At 26.3% G+C, this 21,292-nt stretch carries 19 protein-coding genes and 2 other RNA genes; 4 read left to right on the top strand and 17 right to left on the bottom strand.

What is annotated here, in order from left to right; genetic code table 11:
- Positions 1-65: 65 nt before the first annotated feature.
- The 16 genes from rnpB to murA all read right to left on the bottom strand — a co-directional run bounded on the left by rnpB (position 66) and on the right by murA (position 17,728).
- An RNA gene (gene rnpB, locus R5Z65_RS07080) (RNase P RNA component class A) lies at positions 66-394 on the bottom strand.
- A 9-nt stretch (positions 395-403) separates the two neighbouring features.
- The gene (locus R5Z65_RS07075; RefSeq protein ID WP_317368131.1) at positions 404-1,471 is read right to left on the bottom strand and encodes an FUSC family protein; all 1,068 of its coding nucleotides are present in this window, start codon (positions 1,469-1,471) and stop codon (positions 404-406) included.
- An 86-nt stretch (positions 1,472-1,557) separates the two neighbouring features.
- A complete protein-coding gene (gene purD / locus R5Z65_RS07070; RefSeq protein WP_317368129.1) occupies positions 1,558-2,817 on the bottom strand; it encodes a phosphoribosylamine--glycine ligase in 1,260 nt (419 codons plus the stop codon).
- Entirely contained in the window at positions 2,817-3,443 is a 627-nt protein-coding gene (purN, locus tag R5Z65_RS07065) for a phosphoribosylglycinamide formyltransferase (protein WP_317368128.1), read from the bottom strand. Before purN ends, purD begins: the two co-directional genes overlap by 1 nt.
- Positions 3,431-4,456: a phosphoribosylformylglycinamidine cyclo-ligase gene (purM, locus tag R5Z65_RS07060; protein WP_317368125.1), complete on the bottom strand. Its 1,026-nt coding sequence runs from the start codon at positions 4,454-4,456 to the stop codon at positions 3,431-3,433. The genes purN and purM overlap by 13 nt, the downstream gene beginning before the upstream one ends.
- A gap of 69 nt (positions 4,457-4,525) precedes the next feature.
- A complete protein-coding gene (locus R5Z65_RS07055) occupies positions 4,526-7,306 on the bottom strand; it encodes an insulinase family protein (protein WP_317368124.1) in 2,781 nt (926 codons plus the stop codon).
- A gap of 43 nt (positions 7,307-7,349) precedes the next feature.
- Positions 7,350-8,468, bottom strand: a complete 1,119-nt coding sequence (locus R5Z65_RS07050) for a tetratricopeptide repeat protein (RefSeq protein WP_317368123.1) — start codon at positions 8,466-8,468, stop codon at positions 7,350-7,352.
- 6 nt (positions 8,469-8,474) lie between these two features.
- Positions 8,475-8,615 (bottom strand): hypothetical protein, encoded by a 141-nt coding sequence (locus R5Z65_RS07045; RefSeq protein ID WP_317368121.1) that lies wholly within the window; start codon positions 8,613-8,615, stop codon positions 8,475-8,477.
- 62 nt (positions 8,616-8,677) lie between these two features.
- Positions 8,678-10,063, bottom strand: a complete 1,386-nt coding sequence (locus R5Z65_RS07040) for an MATE family efflux transporter (RefSeq protein ID WP_317368133.1) — start codon at positions 10,061-10,063, stop codon at positions 8,678-8,680.
- A 71-nt stretch (positions 10,064-10,134) separates the two neighbouring features.
- Positions 10,135-10,794 carry an HAD family phosphatase gene (locus R5Z65_RS07035; RefSeq protein ID WP_317368119.1) on the bottom strand — a complete coding sequence of 220 codons (660 nt, stop codon included), beginning with the start codon at positions 10,792-10,794 and terminating at the stop codon, positions 10,135-10,137.
- 14 nt (positions 10,795-10,808) lie between these two features.
- Entirely contained in the window at positions 10,809-13,196 is a 2,388-nt protein-coding gene (locus R5Z65_RS07030) for an ATP-binding protein (RefSeq protein WP_317368118.1), read from the bottom strand.
- A 26-nt stretch (positions 13,197-13,222) separates the two neighbouring features.
- Positions 13,223-13,663, bottom strand: a complete 441-nt coding sequence (gene rimI / locus R5Z65_RS07025) for a ribosomal protein S18-alanine N-acetyltransferase (protein ID WP_317368116.1) — start codon at positions 13,661-13,663, stop codon at positions 13,223-13,225.
- The gene (tsaB, locus tag R5Z65_RS07020; protein WP_317368114.1) at positions 13,663-14,364 is read right to left on the bottom strand and encodes a tRNA (adenosine(37)-N6)-threonylcarbamoyltransferase complex dimerization subunit type 1 TsaB; all 702 of its coding nucleotides are present in this window, start codon (positions 14,362-14,364) and stop codon (positions 13,663-13,665) included. Before tsaB ends, rimI begins: the two co-directional genes overlap by 1 nt.
- Entirely contained in the window at positions 14,345-14,785 is a 441-nt protein-coding gene (tsaE, locus tag R5Z65_RS07015) for a tRNA (adenosine(37)-N6)-threonylcarbamoyltransferase complex ATPase subunit type 1 TsaE (RefSeq protein WP_317368113.1), read from the bottom strand. Before tsaE ends, tsaB begins: the two co-directional genes overlap by 20 nt.
- A gap of 103 nt (positions 14,786-14,888) precedes the next feature.
- Entirely contained in the window at positions 14,889-15,848 is a 960-nt protein-coding gene (locus R5Z65_RS07010; protein WP_317368112.1) for an alpha/beta hydrolase, read from the bottom strand.
- Positions 15,849-16,462: 614 nt separating this feature from the next.
- Positions 16,463-17,728, bottom strand: a complete 1,266-nt coding sequence (gene murA, locus R5Z65_RS07005; RefSeq protein ID WP_317368110.1) for a UDP-N-acetylglucosamine 1-carboxyvinyltransferase — start codon at positions 17,726-17,728, stop codon at positions 16,463-16,465.
- Between the two features lie 140 nt (positions 17,729-17,868).
- Here murA and R5Z65_RS07000 point away from each other — a divergent pair, with 140 nt between their 5' ends.
- The 3 genes from R5Z65_RS07000 (at position 17,869) to R5Z65_RS06990 (ending at position 19,902) form a co-directional block, all read left to right on the top strand.
- Positions 17,869-18,096, top strand: coding sequence for an HPr family phosphocarrier protein (locus R5Z65_RS07000; protein WP_317368109.1), 228 nt, complete (start codon positions 17,869-17,871; stop codon positions 18,094-18,096).
- Between the two features lie 142 nt (positions 18,097-18,238).
- Positions 18,239-18,428: non-coding RNA, 6S RNA (gene ssrS / locus R5Z65_RS06995), on the top strand.
- A 142-nt stretch (positions 18,429-18,570) separates the two neighbouring features.
- Positions 18,571-19,902 (top strand): MATE family efflux transporter, encoded by a 1,332-nt coding sequence (locus R5Z65_RS06990; RefSeq protein WP_317368107.1) that lies wholly within the window; start codon positions 18,571-18,573, stop codon positions 19,900-19,902.
- A gap of 17 nt (positions 19,903-19,919) precedes the next feature.
- Here the strand turns inward: R5Z65_RS06990 and R5Z65_RS06985 are convergent, their stop codons facing one another.
- Positions 19,920-20,846, bottom strand: a complete 927-nt coding sequence (locus tag R5Z65_RS06985; RefSeq protein ID WP_317368105.1) for a dipeptidase — start codon at positions 20,844-20,846, stop codon at positions 19,920-19,922.
- An 88-nt stretch (positions 20,847-20,934) separates the two neighbouring features.
- On the opposite strand from R5Z65_RS06985, the gene R5Z65_RS06980 reads away from it, so the two are divergent.
- Complete coding sequence (locus tag R5Z65_RS06980; protein WP_317368102.1) at positions 20,935-21,093, top strand: DUF1540 domain-containing protein; 159 nt, start codon at positions 20,935-20,937, stop codon at positions 21,091-21,093.
- Positions 21,094-21,292: the final 199 nt, after the last annotated feature.

The following is a 21,292-nucleotide window of genomic DNA, read 5'->3' as shown; positions in this document are numbered from 1 at the left end:
TATTATTATACGCTATTTCTCGTCAAAATCAACCATTTGTTGTGACAGAGCCAATTAATTTAAAAAATATAAGCAAGCCTATAAGCCGAGTTCTGTATTTGATGGTCATCTATCTAGTGCTACTGTTACCAGTAGCCTCTTGCGAACTTTTATGAAACAGGCGAGCAACCTTATATGTTTCAATGTTCTTGCACCAGGTGGGGTTTACAGAGCCTTTCTTGTCGCCAAGAAAGCGGTAAGCTCTTACCTTACCTTTCCATCCTTACCTACAAATAGGCGGTTTATTTCTGTTGCACTTTCCTTAGAGTCGCCTCCACTGGACGTTATCCAGCACCCTGCTCTATGGAGCTCGGACTTTCCTCATACCAAAGTATGCGACCATCTGTCTTACTTATATTAAATTTTAACACACTTCATCACCATTAGTCAATACTTCTTGTTTATTAGATAATATATTTTGTTCTTTATTTTCTTGTATTTCTTCTTCATCACTTGGATATTCTTTAACTTTTCTATCTAGCATTTTTTCTAAAAATACAATAAATAAAGATATTAATATTCCTAAAAATATAAATGATACCCTATAAGCACCTGCTTTATAAGATGTGTTAAATACACCATTTGCAGCATTTAAAGAATTTATTGTTACAAATATTATTTGTATCCAATAGCTTTTCATAAATGTATATATATAAGATAAAATAGCTACTATAATTCCAAAAAATTCTGATGGTATAAGCCCTCCAAAAAGTATAAAAAAACATACAACACCAATAACTGTACCTAAAAATCTATGTTTTATCCTCTCTTTAGTCATACTAAAATGTGGCTGTGTTAAAGACATTACTGTTATACTAATCCACATACCTTTTTCTATATTAAAAAATTCTGTCAAAAACATAGCTATTGTTATACCTAAAGTCATTTTTATATTAAATATAGTTGTTTCCTTTGATAAACTAATATCCTTATATATATCTTTTACTGTTTTACCATTTTGTAATTTTCTATGCTTTATACAATAAACTAATGTTAAAATCACCCCCGATAAGATAAATGCTAAAACTCTTTTTGTTATTTGATTTTGCTCTATTGGCATACCTTCGGCAAAAATATACATTAAAATAAATGGCATATAGGTTTTATACATTAAATGTACTGTTGATAAAGTCATAAAAATATATATAGTAAAAATATTAAATACTATAGCCAAATAAATATTATAAATAGACACTATGTTAGATATAGCCATTAACATACATATACCTAAAATAATAAAAGGTGCTTGCTTTTTATTAAGCCCTAAATCTACACTATAAAACATCATAAGTCCAGTTACTAACCCAACACCTATAAGTTGGTTTTCGCTTCCAAATATAGCAGAAAACACTATTATAAAAGCAACTATTAAAACTAATGTTATCAAGTTTTTAATTGCTAATTTTAAAAAACTTTTAAAATCTTTTTTCAAAAAAATTACTTCCTTTTTACTACATTTAAGCTACTCTTAAATAATAAAAGTAGCTTAAATACTTAATATTTTTAATTATATAATTACTATCTTTTTCCTATATCTTTTCTATAAAAGCTATCTTTAAAATGTACTATATTAAGTGCATTATAGGATTTTTCTAAAGCCTTTTCTAAGTTTTCACCTTTTGCCATAACACCTAATACTCTACCACCATTATTAACTATTTTATTATCTTTAAAGCTTGTGCCTGCGTGGTATATAAACACATCTTGTAAATTTTTACATTCTTCTAACCCTGTTATTTCATATCCTTTTTCATAAGCATCAGGGTATCCTCCAGATGCTAATATTACACAAGATGTAGCATAGTCTTCCCATTCTATGTTTATACTTTCAAGCTTTTTATCTAAACAAGCATTTATTATATCAATTAAGTCTGTTTTTAATCTAGGTAGCACAACTTGAGTTTCTGGGTCCCCAAATCTTGCGTTATATTCTATAACTTTAGGCCCTTGTTCTGTAAGCATAAGCCCAAAAAATAATACTCCAACAAACTCTCTATCCTCTTTAGCTAGAGCCTCCATAGTTGGTACAAATATAGTTTCCATAGCAGTTTTAGCTATATCTTCTGTATAGTATTTACTTGGAGATATAGTACCCATACCACCAGTATTAGGGCCTTCATCATTATCAAAGGCTCTTTTATGGTCTTGTGCCGATACCATAGGGACAATAGTTTTCCCATCACAAAAACATAATATAGACACTTCTTTACCTACCATAAATTCTTCTATAACTACGTTTTCTCCAGATTTTCCAAACTTTTTATTTAACATAATCTCTTTAAGGCTCTCTTTAGCCTCATCTAAAGATTTACATATTAAAACGCCTTTTCCTAAGGCAAGTCCGTCTGCTTTTATAACAATAGGAAAACTTAGACTTTCTACATATTTAATTGCATCTTCATAGGAAGAAAAATTTTCATAGCTTGCTGTTGGTATATTATATTTTTTCATCAAATCTTTAGAAAAAGCTTTGCTACCCTCTATTATAGATGCTCTCTTATTAGGTCCAAATATTTTAAGATTATTTTTTTCAAATTCATCTACAATGCCAGCTACAAGAGTGTCGTCCATAGCAGCTATTGTCATATCTATATTATTGTCTTTTACAAATTTTATAAGTAAATCAAAATCCATAGGTGATATATTAACTGTTTCTGCCAATTCTTTAATTCCAGGATTACCTGGTGCACAATATATTTTATCTACCTTTTTAGATTTAGATAATTTATGTACAATAGCGTGTTCTCTACCACCACCACCAACTACAAGAATTTTCATTAACATATCCTCCTAACAATATTATCTACTATTTTTATTTTTTTATTTAAAATAAGATTAATAGCTTCAGGTAATATTAACCATTCTGCCTCTTCCATTACACGTTGTTGTAATGTTTCTTCTGTGTCATCATCTTTAACAGAAACTGCTTTTTGTATAATAATAGGGCCATCATCTGCCTCTTCTGTTACAAAATGTACAGTAGCTCCTGTTATTTTGCAACCTCTTTTCAAAACACCTTCGTGTACTTTAAGCCCATAATACCCTTCTCCAGAAAATGCTGGTATTAAAGAAGGGTGTATGTTAATTATTTTATTTTTAAAGCTATTTACAAACTTTTCAGAAAGAATAACCATAAAACCTGCTAAAACAATTAAGTCTAGCTCCTTTTCTTTTAAGTAATCAATTAGTGCATCTTCGTATAATTGTTTATTTTCAAAAGATTTTACTTTTATAATTTTTGTTTCTATATTGTTATTTTTAGCACGCTGTAATGCAAATGCGTCTTCTTTATTAGTTACAACAGTTTCTATCCTTGCATTTTTTATAAATCCGTTATTTATACTATCAATAATAGCTTGTAAGTTTGTGCCATTACCAGAAACTAAAACACCTATTTTAAACATATTTCTATTCCTTCTCCTTTTGTAACATTTCCTATAACAAATGCATCTTCGTTAAGTTCTTTTAAACAAGATATTGTTTTTTCCACATCATCTTTATCTACAACTAAAACAAGACCTATACCCATATTAAATGTTTTATACATATCCATTTTATCTACATTACCTTTTTTCATAATAAGTTCAAAAATAGGTAGCACAGGGAAAGAACCGTCCTCTACATTTACTTTAAGACCTTTAGGAATAATTCTTGGTATGTTTTCTACAAAACCACCACCTGTTATATGGCTTATACCTTTTACATCAACTTTTTTAATAAGCTCTAAAACAGTTTTTACATATATTTTAGTAGGAGTAAGAAGAGCCTCGCCTAAAGTTTGAGAAAGCTCATCTATATATTCATTTATATTTTCTTTATTAGGATTAAATATTTTTCTTACAAGAGAATATCCATTAGAATGTATACCACTAGAGCTAACACCTATTAAAACATCTCCGTCTTTTATTTTTTTACCGTCTATAACATTTGCATTATCTAATATACCAACAGTAAAACCAGCAAGGTCATATTCATCTTCTGGATAAAAACCTGGCATTTCTGCTGTTTCTCCACCTATAAGAGAACACCCAGCCATAACACAGCCTTTAGATACACCTTCTACTATTTTTGCTATTTTTTCTGGGTAATTTTTACCACAAGCAATATAGTCTAAAAAGAATAAAGGTTCTGCTCCGCTACAAACTATATCATTAACACACATAGCAACAGCATCTATCCCTATGGTGTCGTGCTTATCTGCTAAAAATGCTAACTTTAACTTTGTTCCAACACCGTCTGTACCAGATACTAAAACTGGTTGCTTCATATCCTTTGCTTTTTCAATAGAAAATAAACCACCAAAACCTCCTAAATCTGTCAAAACTTCTTTTCTAAAAGTAGCCTTAACGTGCTCTTTCATAAGCTCTACAGATTTATAACCTGCTTCTACATCTACACCTGCTGATTTGTAATCCATTTTTTTATCCTCCTAAAATAGTATAAATATACAATTAATAATACCATATATTGTTATATTTTTCAAATATTAATTAAATCTTTTTACATTAAAAAATATATTTTTACATAAATTTATGTCTTCTTTATTACCTATTGTACATATACTATTTTTTGCTAAGCTACCTTTAATTACTTCAAAATAATCTTTTATATGGTTAATATTAGTATCTAAAACTTGTTGTCTTTGTGTATATATTTCTTTTTCATCTAGCTGTTTAAAATATCTATTCATAGCAACTTGATTTATCTCATAATTTTTCATTGGCCTATCTAATATATTTATAGTTCCTATTTTATACATATGAAGCTCTTTTTCACTAATACTTAAATTTTTTATATAATCTGGTATTTTATTAAAGTTATCATAAGTTTTTAAAATATTAGGGTCACTATAAGAATTTAATACAATAAGCCCACTATCTGATATAGATATATCTCCCCCATAAGCACCACCTTCTGTTCTTATTTTATACCACATATAATCACTTTGTATTATTCTTTTTAAAACATCTAAATATCCAGTATATTTAAAATCAACTTTATTTAAAAAGGCTACCTTAGTGTTGTAGTTTACATCTGATGATATGTAAAAAGCCTCATTTTTTATATTTAACTTTTCTTTTTCTTTTATACTATTTGTTATTTTATTTTCATTAAAAATTGTTAATTCTTCAATACTTGTAAAACATACATTTTTAGCTTCTTTATTACAACCTATACCAAAATATACATTATTTATATTTAAAATATTATCCTTTATATACAATAAGTTTTTTATAATATCGTGTATATTTTTATCTATATCTTTACATAAATCTTTTAGCCAATTATAAAATTCTATACCCTCTACGTTTTCTATATATAAACTTTTTTTACATATATAACTTTTGGCTCTTTTTATAGAATATTGTTTAGGGTCTTTTAATATATCAAGCTCACATTTATATAAAAATTCTAATATATAAGATTTTAATTTCTCTTCATTATCAAAAATAGTATTTTTAAATATTTCATTAATTATATTAAATGCTTTTTCTATATTTTTATTTAAAATTCTCGCTGAAAATCCTAAAGCATTAAAAAACTTATCATCTTTTAGAGATATAAAACCATTATATGTACTACCCCCACCTATCAATATATTTATAGCTTGTTCGAGCTTTTCGCTTGTATAATTTTTAGTATCTAATTTTCCTAATAAATATACATATATACTTATGTATTTACCATATGTTTCACTAAAACTAGATATATCTACAACCATATTAAAATAGGATATTTCAGAGTTTATATTATTATATATTAAAGGTCTGTGTTTTACATTTAATATTTCAGTATTAATTTTAAATATATCTTTTTCTATATCTTCTATTTTAAGAGGTGGTATCTTTTCTATATCTTCTATCTTGTCTATCTCTTTTTGGTATTCTAATAAATATTTAGTATTTTCTGTATAATTTTTATTATCTATATTTTGCTTTTTATCCGTTGGTTTTAAGATACAATATATAGCATTATTATTATTTATAGTATTTTCTATTAATAAATTTTTAAAATCTATATGTTTAATATCTTCTATAAGCTTGTCAAATTTTAATATATCAAAATCATATTTTCCATAAAGCATATTTTTAAGAAGTATTATGTTATAAAATAATCCTTCTGGCTTATATCCAAAATCTTTTTCTTTAAAATAAAACTCATTGGTAGCTATACCACCCTCTATTAGCTTTTCATCTATATTTATATTTTTTATAGTATTTTCTAATATATTTTTAAATTTTTCTATACTATCTTCTTTAGTGCCTTCTATTAATATAGTGTATACAGGCTCTAACATATCATCATCTATATAGCTAGTAACATCGGTACATACACCAGCATCAACAAGAGCTTTTTTTAGTATCCCTTCTTGATTTTCTGTTAATATATCTGACAAAATATCAAAAGCTATATTTTTTGCTTCGTCTTTAGAAAAATTCATTTTAAAGCTAGCTTGTATATAATTCTTTTCTTCTTCCAAATCTTCATCTGTGTAGTAAAAATCTTCAAATATTATAGGTTTGTTTAAATCTACACTTTTTTCTATAATGTTTATATTACATTTATTAAATTTTGATAAGTACTCTTTATCTAAATAATTTAAATAATAATCTATATCTAAATCTCCATAAAAATAGATTATACTATTAGATGGGTTATAATACTTTTTATATGTTTTTATAAAATTATCATATGTAATATCTGTAATATAACTTGGGTGTCCTCCAGAATCATATTCATAGCCGTTATTAAACAACTTTTCTTTTACCTTAAAATCTATTATAGCATCTGGTGTAGAATATACTCCCTTCATTTCATTGTATACAACACCATTTATTTCTTTACCATTATAATGCCAACCTTCTTGCAAAAATATTCCTTTTTTATTTTCTATTAAAGGGAAAAACACTGCATCTAAATAAACATCTAATAGCTTAAAGTAGTCTTTATCGTTAGGGCTTGCTATTGGGTATAGTGTTTTATCTGCAAAAGTTATAGCATTTAAATAGGTATTTATAGTACATTTATCTAGCTGATTAAAAGGCTCTTTTAAAGGATATTTTTTAGAACCACATAACACACAATGTTCTAAAATATGAAATACACCTGTATTATTTTTAGGTAATGTTCTAAAAGATACAGAAAACACCTTATTTTTATCATTATTTTTTATATAAACAACTTTTGCTCCAGTTTTTATATGTTCATATAAATATCCTTCTCCAATATTATCTATATTTTCTTTTTTTAATAAATTATACGTCATTTTTTCTCCTATTTTTAAAGCTACCGATAAAATCGGTAGCTTATTAATTAATTTTATTTTTTGCTTTATTATATTCTACTAATTGTTTTTCATTAAAACCACTAGTATTAATACTATTTATTACATTTTTAGCATCTGTTATTTTATTTTTTTTATATAAACTTAATGCTTGTTCTATCTTTTGATAGTTAATATTTATAGTTTCCTTGTCCAAATATATTTGTAATTGTTTTTTTATATTCTCGTTTTGTTGTTGTAAAGATTTTATTTCTTCATCTTTTTGTAAAATTATATCTTTTTCTTTTTGTTTTATACTATTTATTTCATTATTAAGTTGTTCTATCTCTAAAGATTTTTTTTGTGTATAATCTGGTATAAACAAAAAATACATACATAATCCACATAATAATACACCAAGTATAAAAGAACCTATTGCCTTACAACTGTTATTATTAAATTTTGTATACCTATAATTGTCATCTTCATCAATAGTTTTTATCATACCATTGTATATATATTCTTCTGATAAAATGTCTTTATTTTTTTTCTTTTTAGATTCTATTTCCTTTATATACCTTAATGCCATTTTATTATTTTTATCTAATAACAACGTATTATGTAAAATTTTTAAGGCTTTTTTATATTTTCTTTGTATTATATAACAAAAAGCTAATAAATTCATAGCATCTATAAAATTAGGGTTTATATCAAGTGCCTTTTTTAGCCTTATAATAGCCAAATCGTCATCTTTATGTTTTAAGTATTTTATAGCTTGGTTATATAATCTAACAGAATCATCTAATTTTTCAAAATTTCTTATGTCACTATTAAAAGTATCTAAATAATAAAAAGCCTTATTGTTATCATTTTGATTAATGTTTGAACTTAATACCCATTGTTTAATAGCATCTCCTAGCCTACCTGTTTGATAATATAATAATCCTAGCAAATTTCTAGCCTCTATATTGTTTTTATTAAAATATAGGCTTTTTTCTATTAAAGATATAGCATTGGAAAAATCTCTTTGGTTTGCTTTTTGTAAAGCCTCATTATAAAGCCTTACAGATATATTAAAAATCTTATTTAAAACATAAGCATTTTCATTACAGTTGGGACATATATGGCTATTTGCTATTACTACTTCACATATAGGACACTTCATTTTAAGCTAACCCCTATCTCTATCTTTTGTTATTTCCTTAATAATATCTATTATATCATATATCTCATCATTTATAACAGAGTCTTCTATATCGTCTATTTCAACAATTGGCTTAAATTTTAAAATTTCTTCATTAAAATTAATCATAAAAACTCCTTTATACCAATTATAAATATAATTTTAACACTAAAGTATTACAATATCAATTACTAATTTTTATTTTCACAAATATTTTGTTGGTTAAACTGTTTATTTAACTTCTTAGTTATAATAATAAATAAAATTCCTGTTGTAGTAGCAGCTATAAAATCTGATATAGGCTCTGCTAAAAATACTGAAAACACCTTATTTTCTATGCTCATAGGAAAAACTAAATTTTGGAAAGATGTGATAAAACTATCTGGTATAATAGCTGGTAATATATATATAATTGGTATTAACAATATAATTTTTCTAAAAATTGCTAAAAATAATGAAACTTTAGCTTGCCCAAGGGCAACAAATACTTGCTGACAAGTATATTGAATACCCATTGAAAATGAACAAAACATATATATCTTTAAAGTTATACTAGCATAAGACATCATATCTTCATCTTCTTTTGCAAATATTCCTACAAACATTTCTGGTTTTATAAGACATAACACCCACATTACTACTGCAAAAAGTATAGAGGCTATTATGGCAAGATTATATGTTTTTCTAACTCTATCCATTTTTCCATAGCCATAGTTAAAGCTTACAATAGGTTGAGAGCCTTGCCCAATACCTGTTAATATTAACCCTACACATTGCATAATAGTAGCACATATAGTCATACTCCCTACGGCTATATCTCCACCATATTTTTTTAATGAAGAGTTAAAAGCAATGCTTAAAAGACTTTCTGTACTTTGCATAATAAAAGGAGATACTCCAAGGGCTAATATAGGTAATATTACAGCTTTATTAATTTTAAAATACTTTGTTTTAATTTTTATTTTTGAAATTTTAGATAAAACCAAAAATCTTAAAACCCATATAGCAGAAACACCTTGAGATATAATAGTAGCAAGAGCTGCACCTTTTACACCCATATTAAATATTTTTATAAATATAAAATCAAGTATTATATTAAGTATTGCACCTATCAAAACTGTTTTCATTCCAATATTTACAAATCCTTGACAATTTATAAAAGGATTTAACCCTAAAGCTATTTGTACAAATATAGTACCAATAACATAAATATTTATATATTCCTTAGCATAAGGTAATGTTTGCTCACTAGCACCAAACATTAATAATAGTTTTTCGTTAAATATTAGAAAAAATACTGTCAATATAGCAGATATCCACACAATACTTATAAATGAATTTCCAAGTATTCTTTCTGCTTCATCATAGTCATTTTGCCCCATTTTTATAGCAGCTCGTGGAGAGCCACCCATACCTATTAAACTTGCAAATGCCGATACTAATGTTATTATAGGAAATGTAACCCCAACACCTGTTAATGCAAGTGTGCCTATATTAGGTATCCCTGATATAAACATTCTATCTACTATGTTATAAAGTAAATTTACTATTTGAGCTATAACAGCAGGTATAGCCATTTTTAACAGTAGTTTTCCTATACTTTCTGTTGCTAATGGATTGTTTTTATTATTATCTATATTATTCACTTTTAATTCTCCTTTGCCTTTTCTAAAAAGTCCATAGCTAATTTATAATTGTCTATTTTTAAAACTATTTTGTCCTCTGTATCTTCGTAGAAATCATCTATATCTATAACCATTACAACATCACACCCTGCACTATGTCCAGACCATATACCATTTCTAGAATCTTCAAAAACTAATACATCTTTTGGCTCTACATTTAGGTTATTACAAGCCTGTAAATATATATCTGGAGCAGGCTTTCCTTTTTCTATCATATCTCCACATATTATCACTTCAAAGTATTTATACAAATCCACATCTTTTAAATATTTTATAGCAATGTCTTTAATAGTAGATGTTGCAAGCGCAATTTTTATATTATTATTCTTTAAATACTTTAAAAAATCTTCTATGCCTTCTTTAACTGGTACTCCATCTTTTAATATATATTCATCTTTTATTTGCTCCCTGCGTTCCCTTATTTTATAAAAATCTAAATCTGTACCAAATATTTTTTCAAAAACTTCCTTTATTACACTTACAGTACCTCCTCTCATTTTAGACAAATGCTTATTTTCTATTGAAATATTAAATTCTTTACCAGCATCTTGCCAACATTTCATTAAAAGTTTTTCTGTATCTAATATAACACCGTCCATATCAAATATAACAGCTTTATACATAACTACCCCTCCAACTATTCTTCATTACCCTTTTTGTAAAAATATTGTAATTTCTTCATAGCTTTAAAATGGATACTATCTTTTGTAAAGGTATTGTTTTTATTTTTTTTGCCTGCTTTTTCACCCATTAAAATATATATCCCTTCATCTATATTAGATATAGGATATATATGAAATTTTCCATTTTTAACAGCCTCTATAACATCATCTTTTAAGCATAAATCTTTTACATTTTGTACTGGTATTAAAACGCCTTGTGTACCTGTTAACCCTCTTTTATTGCATATATCAAAAAATCCTTCTATTTTTTCATTAACTCCACCTATAGGTTGTATCTCTCCCATTTGGTTTACACTCCCTGTAACAGCAATACCTTGTTTAATAGGAGTATCAGAAAGGCTAGATATTATAGCATATAATTCTGTACTAGATGCACTATCTCCATCTACACCATTGTAATTTTGCTCAAAACATATTCTACAAGATAAGCTAAGTGGAAATAAATTGGCATACGTTCTTCCAAGGTATCCTGTTATTACCTGTACACCTTTATTATGTATACTTCCACTCATTTCTGCCTCTTTTTCTATATTAACAATACCAGATTTTCCAACATAAGTTGTAGCAGTTATTTTTGTAGGTTTTCCAAAGCTATAACTACCATAGTCTAAAACAGCCAACCCGTTTATTTGCCCTATTTCTGCACCGTCTGTTTTTATCATTATATCGCCTTCTAATATCATATCTTCATATTTTTTTTCATAAAGATTGATAAAATCTATTTTTTTATCTATTGCTTTTTTAATATATTTTTCACAAACAATGCTAGCACCATCAATTTTTGCCCAAGTATTTGCCTCTATTAAAATTTCTGTTATAGCGTTAAATTTTGTACTAAGCTTATCTTTCTTACCAGCTAAGCGTATAATATGTTCTACTAAAACTTTAATAGCTGTTTTATCAAACTTTAAACTATTTTCTTTTTTCTCAAAATTTCTTATAAATTTTATTATATCACTTATATTTTCCTCGTTATTGTCCATCTCATAATCAAATATAGAATGTATTTTAAAAAACTTTAAAAAATCTTCTTCATATTCTGATAAAATATCATAATAATAACTAGAGCCTATAAGTATTATTTTAAGGTTTACTTTAATTGGCTCTGGTTTTATAGTAGTAATAGCTATTCCACCTAGCTGATATTCTTTTAAAGGCTCTATACAAACTTCACCTGTTTTTAATGTTCTTATAATAGTTTCTAAAGAATAAGCACTTTTTAAAATATCATCTATATGTAAAATTAAATAACCTCCGTTTGCCTTATGGAATATACCACCTTTTATCTTCATATAGTCTGTTGTAAAGTTTCCAAGTTCGTTTTCAAACTCCACTTCACCTACCAAATTTGTATAGCTTGGGTTATAATTTAAAACAACAGGTGCACCATTTAGCTTGCTATTATCTACTATAACATTTACTTTATATTTAGCAAAAAGCTCTTCATCATTTTTTTTATTTAATAGAGGTAAAATAGGCATACCTTCTTCTTCTTCTATTTCTTCTTCTAAAAAATTATCTATATTTTCTATAATATCCTCTTTAAGCTCTTTTAAATATTCTGTAACCTTTTTATTATCTTTATATTTAGACTGTATAGCATTTATATAATGCCCCACAGTAAATAATCCTAAATTATATTCTATATTTTCTATATCTTTTTTAGTATCTTTTTCCATATTTCTTATAAGCTTCATTGTTTTTGTAGCATCTTCTTGCAATTGTTCCGATTTTTTGCTTATTATTTCCTTTTCTTCTTCGGATAAATCTTCGTATTCTTCTTCAGATATAGTTTCTCCATCTATAATAGGCATAAAGTATATCCCTGTATTAGAATTTTTTATACCAAAATCTTTTTCTTTTGCAAGCTCTGTTATTTGCTTAATAATTTCATCTCTTTTTATGTTGTATTCTTTAACTATTTTATTTTTTTCTTCTTCGTGTTCTTTAGATGAAAAGGCTTTTGGTATTTCTACACTAAGGGTATATATTAAGTCATCTATTTCTTGTTTAAATTCTTTCCCAAGGCCTGCTTCTAAAAACAATGCTCTAGGACATTTAGGATTTTCAAAGTTATATACATACACTAAATCATCTGGAGTTTTTTCATTAATGGCATATTTTTTTGCATATTTTTTAGAGAATGTAGTTTTGCCAGAACCAACAGGCCCACTAACGTATATATTATATCCTTTATTTTTTATATTAAGACCAAACTCTAAAGCTTCTATTGCTTTGTTTTGCCCTATTATATTGTCATCTGCTTGTATATTTTCAAGCTTTTCTATTAGTTTTATATCACATATGCCTTTTAATTCTTTATATTTTAGTTCTTTAACCATATTAATCCCTCCAGTCTATTTTATGGTTATAAATGTTTCCACATTACAATTGCATCTTCCCTGTTGTCATCGTAATACTCTTTTCTTATTCCCTCTATAATAAATCCATTTTGTTTATATAAAGCTTTAGCTATATTATTACTTACCCTAACCTCAAGAGTTATACCTATCATTTCTTTTTCCTTTGCTATATCTATAAGAGCAGTTATTATTTGTTTCCCTATACCTTTTCCTCTATGTTCTTTTTTTACAGCTACGTTAGTGATATGCCCTTCGTTTATAACGTGCCACATACCTCCATAGCCTATTATTTCATCATCTTGTTTTGCAACTATGTAAATAGCCATTTTATTTTTAGTAATTTCATCGTAAAAGGACTTTTCGCTCCAAGGTATAGAAAAACAGTCTTCTTCTATTTTATGTACATCTTTTATATGCTCTGTTGTCATTTTTAAAATTTGTGCCATTAACTATTTTTCCTTTCTTCTAGCTCTCTTTCTGCCTGAGGTTTTCTAAGGTATTCTATCTCTAAGTTATTATAATCTACATATTTTTGTTGTTTTTCATATAAAAAAGCAAGACTAGCTAATGAGCTTGCTCTTTGCATATTTAAAGATATTGGTGCAAAATTTTCTTCTTTAAAATGTTCCTTTATAATATTTTTATAAGATATAGCACCATCTCCTAAAAATATAGGCTCTATATCGTTAGATAGTATATATTCTAAAAGTTCTCTTATAGTAGTTGCACATTCTTCTAAAATAGGCACTAGCATACCATTTTCATTTGTATATATGCCAGCAAAAATTCTTTCTGCCTTAGCATCTATAATAGGTACAATATATCTATTGCTATCCATTATATTATAGGCCATAGCATCTAATGTTGATATTGGTATTATTTTTTTATTAAGTATATGAGCCATAGCCTTAATGGTAGCTGCTCCTATTCTAAGTCCAGTAAAAGACCCTGGGCCTTTAGACAGAGCAAAATAATCTATATCACTTATATCCATTTCTAGCATTTTTAAAAGATTGTCTATAATAGGCATAATTGTTACAGAATGGTTTTGCTTATAATTTAAATTTATTTCACCTAATATTTTTTCATTATTAGCAATAGCAACAGATGCAACTACACCACTTGTATCAATAGCTAATATGTTCATCTTTTATCACCTCTATAATTCTATAATCTTCCCCTTTTTCAAGGTTTTTATATATTTTTATCCAAGTAGCATTTTTAGGTATAATATCTTTTATAAGCTCTGCCCATTCTATAAGACAAACACCATTTCCAAAAAAATATTCCTCATACCCTATATCATATAATTCTTCTACATCGTTTATTCTGTATACATCAAAATGATAAAAAGGTAATTTACCTTTATCATATTCATTTACAATAGTAAAGGTAGGACTTGTAATATCTTCTTCTATTAAAAGCCCTTTAGAAAATCCTTTGCTAAATTGAGTTTTCCCTGTACCTAAATCTCCACAAAGGCAATATATATCGCCAGATTTTGCGTTTTTAGCAATATTATATGCTATTTCTTTTGTATCATCTTCACAAAAAACTTCTATTTTCATAATAACCAACCTATATATATAAATTATTAAAAATTATCTTATTGTATGTTTATTTAATATAATTTCAAGATATTTTTTATTATTTTATCACATTTTTAATAAATTAACAATATTTGTCCAAAAATAAAGATATTCTTCTCCAGTATATCTTTCTTTCTACCATTTCAGATACAGTATGCCCTGCATTGTTTACAACCATTAGCTCTTTTTCACAATTTGCCTCTTTGTACAAATCAAAAACCATATAAGTTGGTACAAAATCATCTATTGCACCGTGTATAAAAAATATAGGTAATTTATTTTTTCTTATTTGCTTTATTGTAGATGCCTGCTTTAAGGAATATCCATTTTTTATTTTACATATTATATTCATTATAGATAAAAATGGCGTAACAGGTACTCTTTTAGCTTTTTGTAACTGATGTTTAAAAACATCATAGGCAGATGTATATGCACAATCAGATATAATACATTTTACATTTTTAGGTAGTTTTTCACCCGATGCCATAAGTACTGTGCTAGCACCCATAGATACCCCATATAAAACTATTTTCGCCCTTTTGTCTATTTTTGCAATTTCTTTTATCCATCTAATCAAATCTAGTCTATCGTGCCAACCCATACCTACATAGCTTCCACCACTAATACCGTGACCTCTTAAATCTGGTAACAATACATTATATCCTTTTTTATAAAATTTTCTTGCTACATAGTACATAAACCTGCCATTAGCACCATACCCGTGTAATATAATAACCCATTTATTACTGTCATTTATAAACCATTCTGCAAATAATGTTTTTTTATCAAAACTTTTTATTTTTATCCCTTTTACTAACGTAGTTTTAAGCCAACCTTTTATTTTACCTTTTTCTTCTTTAAAATCTCTTAAAACTATCATAGTTTCTTTTTTAACGTCTAATAACTTCATCATAGCAAATTTATTTGTTCTACTTAAACATATATTGTATAAATATACTATCCCAAAATATATTTCTCTAAAAATTATAAATATAAATGATAAAAAAACAAAAATGCTTATTTTATTCTTTTCATTTTTCATAATAACCACCCCATTTTATTATGTCCATTCTAATATTTAAAATTCTAATAAATTTTTAAATATATTGTATAAAAAGTTAATATATTTATTTATTTTTTGATACCTATTACATTTTATCTACAATTTATTACAATCTATTCTATTTCGGTTGACAAATAAATTAAAGATATATATACTTTTATATGAACATTATTTTAAAGTGTTTTAAATACCTAAAAAATAGCCACTCTTTCAATTTTTAAGAATAAAAATAATATTATTTTTATTCTTAAAAATTGTTGTAGCTAAACTTGGTGCTAGGAGAATTAAATATGAAAAAAATATCAAATAATTAAAGTAATTATTAATGCTCTCTGTTATAGCTTATAATGATCCTAAAAAGCTAAATAATTTACTTTTACTAACCAATTTGATTATTTAAAATCATATAATGATGAGAATTTTGAGGGATACTTTAGCCAAGTTTTATTAACATATTTTCATTTATAAGGTGCTAATAAAACTAAATTAAAACTATTATTGGTATTTTAAATTTGATGGAAATATAACAAATGTTATATTTGTGAAAATAAATAATTGAGATGAGTAAATGTAATAAAAATAAAAACTACCTTTTAGGTAGTTTTTATTTTTATTACATTTACTCCTATATTTTTCAATTTTTCTTCTATATTGTAATAACCCCTTTCTATATGATATATATCACTTATTTCACTTTCTCCTTCAGCACATACACCAGCTATAATAAGAGATGCTCCTGCCCTTAAATCTGTTGCCTTTACTTTAGCTCCCGTTATTTTATCTACCCCAGTTATTATAGCACTACTGCCTTCCACTTTTATATTAGCTCCCATTAAGCTAAGCTCTCCTATGTGCATAAACCTGTTTTCAAATATAGTTTCATTTATAATACCTGCACCTTTTGTTATAGCCATTAAAGACATAAATTGTGGTTGCATATCCGTAGGAAATCCTGGATAAGGCATTGTTTTTATATCTACATTTTTTAAAATATTTTTGCCAAAAACTTTTATAGAGTTTTCTTTTTCTTCTATATAAACATTCATCTCTCTAAGTTTAGATGTAACTGCCTTTAAATGTTCACAATCTACGTCTAAAATATTTAATTCTCCTTTTGCAGCAGCACCTAATACTAAAAATGTACCTGCTTCTATCCTATCTGGTATTATAGTATGGCTACAACTATTAAGGCTATCTACACCTTTTATTTTTATAGTTTCTGTACCTGCTCCGTCTATTTTAGCCCCCATTTTATTTAAAAACTCTATTAAATCTACTATCTCTGGCTCTGTGGCACAATTAGATATTATAGTTTCTCCTTTAGCTAAAACACTTGCCATTATTATATTTTCTGTTGCTCCAACACTAGGAAAATCTAAATATATTTCTGTTCCTACAAGCCCGTTCTTAGCCTGTATTTCAATAACACCGTGCTTTTGAGTTATTTCTGCCCCCAAAGCCTTAAATCCCTTTAGGTGCAAATCTATTGGCCTAACACCAATAGCACAACCTCCTGGCATTTGTATAACCACTTTTCCAAACCTTGCTAATAATGGTCCTGCTAATAAAAATGAGGCTCTTATTTTTTTCACTAGTTCGTAGCAAATTTCTTTATTAAAAATATTTTTAGTATCAATGTCTATACATTTATTTATTGTATCTTTTTTTATATTTATACCTATATCCTCAAGCAAGCTACACATTACATCTATGTCTGATAAAAAGGGAACTCTTTTTATTGTTGTTTTTCCATTAGATAGTATGGTGGCTGCAAGTATTGGCAGGCAAGCATTTTTTGCCCCTTCTATATATACATTACCTTTTATATTTAAACTTTGTTTTATTAAAAATTTTTCCATTACATTCTCCTTTTTTATTATATATAAATTATGTTTCCCTTTTTAATAAATAAAAAACATAATATTTGACATATTTAAAATAAAGTTTTAAAATAAAAATATAGTTTATTTAAATAATATTTATAGATAGGGGAACTAATATGAAATGTTTTAATATCCTTTTAGATACGGTAGATAAGGTAAAAGAATTTTCAGGCTTAATAAATAAGTTTGATGGAGATTTTGACTTAACTTCCAATGATTATGTTATAGACGCTAAATCTATTATGGGAATTTTTAGCTTAGACTTAAAAAATCCCTTAAAGTTAGAAGTAAATAATGTATCTAACATAGAAGATTTAGAAATTTCATTAAAAAAATTTATGTAAATTATAAAATATTAGGTATTGATATTTCTATAATAAGTATAATATTATAAACTTTATATTACAATTTTGTGTAATAATATATAATTTATTATGAATAAATTATTGATTTTTATATAAAAATATATTATAATGTTTATAGATTAAATTTCTGGAATGTTCGTTTACCCTTTATTTTGAACCTACATTTCTTATATGGGATTCTTATATCTAAAAGAATATGCCAGGCCTCAAGCTAATTCCCTTTGGGCAGAGGAAGGCAAATTTCTTTTTTGCGGAAACCCACCTAGCCTACGCTAGGTGTCAAAAGAGGGCACCGGCATTCTGGTACAAAAGGCTATTTTATAGCCTTTTTCTTTTGCTTATATTTTTCTAAAATATATACCCAATTTAAATGTTATATTTTTAGTTTAACAAAATAATATTAGGCTTAATATTTTATTTTTCTAAGCCAAATGCTATTAATGAGGTGAAAAAATGAATAAGGAACTATTTGAAGAATACCCTATACCAAAGGCAATAGGTAAATTAGCTATGCCTACAATATTAGGTATGCTAATAAATATAATATATAATATGGCAGATACATTTTTTGTAGCTAAGACACAAGACCAAAATCAAGTTGCTGCAGTTACCTTGTGTTTACCTATATTTCTACTACTTATGTCATTTGGAAATATATTTGCAATAGGCGGTGGAGCTTATGTATCTAGGCTTTTAGGAGAAAAAAATTATGAAAAAATTAAAAATGTTACTTCTTTTAGCTTTTATTTTTGTATAGTTACAGGTATAATATGTACTTTAACACTTATTTTATTTATAGAACCTGTATTAAAATTTATAGGAACAAGCACCAATACATATAATTTTTCTAAATCATATTTAATAATATTATCACTTGGTGCTACCTTTATATGCTTACAAACTGCTTTTGGTGGTATAATTAGAGCAGAAGGTGCATCTAAACAAGCTATGATAGGTATGATGATAGGTACTATATTAAATATAGTTCTAGACCCTATTATGATTTTAAATATGAATATGGGTATAACAGGTGCTGCTTTAGCAACTATTATTGGTAACATTGCTAGCTGTGTATATTATATTTATTATTTATTATTTAAAAAAACTTGTCTATCTATTAATATAAAATATTTTTCTTTACAAACTAATATAATAAAAAATATTTTAATAATTGGCATTCCTGTATCATTAAATACAATTTTAATAAGTGCTGCCAATATTATATTAAATAACTTTGCTGCTCATTATAGCGATACGGTTGTTACAGCTCTTGGTATATCTGGTAGAGTTAGTACAATTGCAATAATGTTATTATTAGGCCTATCTCAAGGTTCACAACCTTTTATAGGGTATAATTTTGCAGCAAAAAATTATACTAGAATGAATAAAGCTATAAAATTTAGTATGGCTTGTGCCATTATAATAGGAACAACATCATTTTTAACTACATTTATATTTGCAGAACAAATTGTAAAAATATTTTTAAAAGAACCTCCACAAGTTATAGAGTATGGCAAATATTTTATAAAAGCAACTATGTCTGCTTACACTATACTTGGGGTACAATTTATCCTTATGTCTACATTTCAGGCTATGGGTAAAGGTGGGTCAGCTCTTATTGTCTCCCTTTGTAGACAAGGTTTTGCCTTTGTCCCTGCTATTATTATTGGTAATATGTTGTTTGAATTAAATGGAATAGTATGGGCACAACCTTTTGCAGATATAATTTCTGTATTTATAGCTTCTATAATGTATATAATAATCCAAAAAAACTTAAAAAAATAAAAGGCCTATTAGGTCTTTTATTTTTTTAAGTTTTTTTTACAAAAGTTATAAAAATTTTTATATGATATCTTATCTAAAATCTCTTTTCCATATATTTTCTCTATTTTTTCAAATAAATCTGAATATTTAGATATATTTTCTATATTTAAAGGAGTATCCTCTATGCCATCAAAATCTCCACCTAAACATATTCTATCTACTCCTAATATGTTTGCCATATAATCTATATGCCTAAAAATATCTTCATCTGTTGCATTGTCTTTATTTGTTAAAAATTTTGGATACAAGTTTATACCAACTATACCCTCACAATCTTTTATAGCCTTTAACTGGTCATCTTTAAGGTTTCTAAAATGGTTACAAATACTATACGCATTAGAATGAGTAGCTATAAATGGCTTCTTTGATATTTTGTATAAATCCCAAAAACCTTCTTCATTTAAGTGAGATGCATCTATAACCATATTTATACTGTTCATAGCTTTTACAACATCTTTACCAAAAGGCTTTAGCCCCTCTTTAGACTTTGTAAATGCACCAAAACCTATATTATTTTCATAGTTCCAACACAATGTTAATATTCTAACACCTCTATCAAAAAAATGGTATAAATTTTCTATATTATTTTCTATACTTTCTCCACCTTCTATGGATAACATAGCATTTATTTTATCACTTTTATGTATATCATCAAAACATTTAACTTTACTTATAAATTGATTATACTCTTTTACCTGTTCTTCAAAAAAATCTATCATTTTATTTGTCATATAAAATGAATTTTTATAATATTTTTTTGATAACCATATAGCAAAAACTTGTATTGGCGATTTAAAATTATTTAGTCTTTCTATGTCTATGTGTAAATTATTTTTAAAAAAATTTTGTTTTCTCTCATAGGCTGCAGTTATTGTGTCACAATGTAAATCCGCAAAAGTATACATAAATTTTACCCCCTTAAAAATTTATTTTATAAAATATTTTAAGAATATTTTTTTTATAATTGCTAACAATATAATAGGAGGTGATATTATGTCTAATATTAATGGCTGTATAAAATGCTCTATATCAAACTGTAAACATTTTGATGCATCTAATTATTGTAAATTAAACACAATATCTGTTGGTGGCAATTACTCTTGCAAAGAATGCAAAGATACAGAATGTAAAAGTTTTGAGTTAAATAACTAATACTTTATAAGCTTTATATGGTGTATACTATAGACCATATAAAGCTTTTATTAAATACAATTAAGATATGACTTATATTTTTAGATAAAAAATTATATACGGTTATTTGTATTAAATATTAAGAATAAAAATATATATGAATATCTGTTATATAATACAAAGTATTAAAAAAGAATATTTTATTAATTATTTTATTATA

This window comes from uncultured Tyzzerella sp. (assembly GCF_963558545.1).
Lineage (GTDB): Bacteria > Bacillota > Clostridia > Lachnospirales > CAG-274 > Tyzzerella.
The sequence above is the reverse complement of the archived record's forward strand: the minus strand, read 5'-3'. Positions and strand labels throughout refer to the sequence as shown.

Excerpts from the sequence above, each read along its gene's own strand:
- purD (WP_317368129.1), bottom strand. The coding sequence starts at position 2,817 with ATGAAAATTCTTGTAGTTGGTGGTGGTGGTAGAGAACACGCTATTGTA.
- purN (WP_317368128.1), bottom strand. The coding sequence starts at position 3,443 with ATGTTTAAAATAGGTGTTTTAGTTTCTGGTAATGGCACAAACTTACAA.
- purM (WP_317368125.1), bottom strand. The coding sequence starts at position 4,456 with ATGGATTACAAATCAGCAGGTGTAGATGTAGAAGCAGGTTATAAATCT.
- R5Z65_RS07055 (WP_317368124.1), bottom strand. The coding sequence starts at position 7,306 with ATGACGTATAATTTATTAAAAAAAGAAAATATAGATAATATTGGAGAA.
- R5Z65_RS07050 (WP_317368123.1), bottom strand. The coding sequence starts at position 8,468 with ATGAAGTGTCCTATATGTGAAGTAGTAATAGCAAATAGCCATATATGT.
- R5Z65_RS07045 (WP_317368121.1), bottom strand. The coding sequence starts at position 8,615 with ATGATTAATTTTAATGAAGAAATTTTAAAATTTAAGCCAATTGTTGAA.
- R5Z65_RS07040 (WP_317368133.1), bottom strand. The coding sequence starts at position 10,063 with ATGGCTATACCTGCTGTTATAGCTCAAATAGTAAATTTACTTTATAAC.
- R5Z65_RS07035 (WP_317368119.1), bottom strand. The coding sequence starts at position 10,794 with ATGTATAAAGCTGTTATATTTGATATGGACGGTGTTATATTAGATACA.
- R5Z65_RS07030 (WP_317368118.1), bottom strand. The coding sequence starts at position 13,196 with ATGGTTAAAGAACTAAAATATAAAGAATTAAAAGGCATATGTGATATA.
- rimI (WP_317368116.1), bottom strand. The coding sequence starts at position 13,663 with ATGGCACAAATTTTAAAAATGACAACAGAGCATATAAAAGATGTACAT.
- tsaB (WP_317368114.1), bottom strand. The coding sequence starts at position 14,364 with ATGAACATATTAGCTATTGATACAAGTGGTGTAGTTGCATCTGTTGCT.
- tsaE (WP_317368113.1), bottom strand. The coding sequence starts at position 14,785 with ATGAAAATAGAAGTTTTTTGTGAAGATGATACAAAAGAAATAGCATAT.
- R5Z65_RS07010 (WP_317368112.1), bottom strand. The coding sequence starts at position 15,848 with ATGAAAAATGAAAAGAATAAAATAAGCATTTTTGTTTTTTTATCATTT.
- murA (WP_317368110.1), bottom strand. The coding sequence starts at position 17,728 with ATGGAAAAATTTTTAATAAAACAAAGTTTAAATATAAAAGGTAATGTA.
- R5Z65_RS07000 (WP_317368109.1), top strand. The coding sequence starts at position 17,869 with ATGAAATGTTTTAATATCCTTTTAGATACGGTAGATAAGGTAAAAGAA.
- R5Z65_RS06990 (WP_317368107.1), top strand. The coding sequence starts at position 18,571 with ATGAATAAGGAACTATTTGAAGAATACCCTATACCAAAGGCAATAGGT.
- R5Z65_RS06985 (WP_317368105.1), bottom strand. The coding sequence starts at position 20,846 with ATGTATACTTTTGCGGATTTACATTGTGACACAATAACTGCAGCCTAT.
- R5Z65_RS06980 (WP_317368102.1), top strand. The coding sequence starts at position 20,935 with ATGTCTAATATTAATGGCTGTATAAAATGCTCTATATCAAACTGTAAA.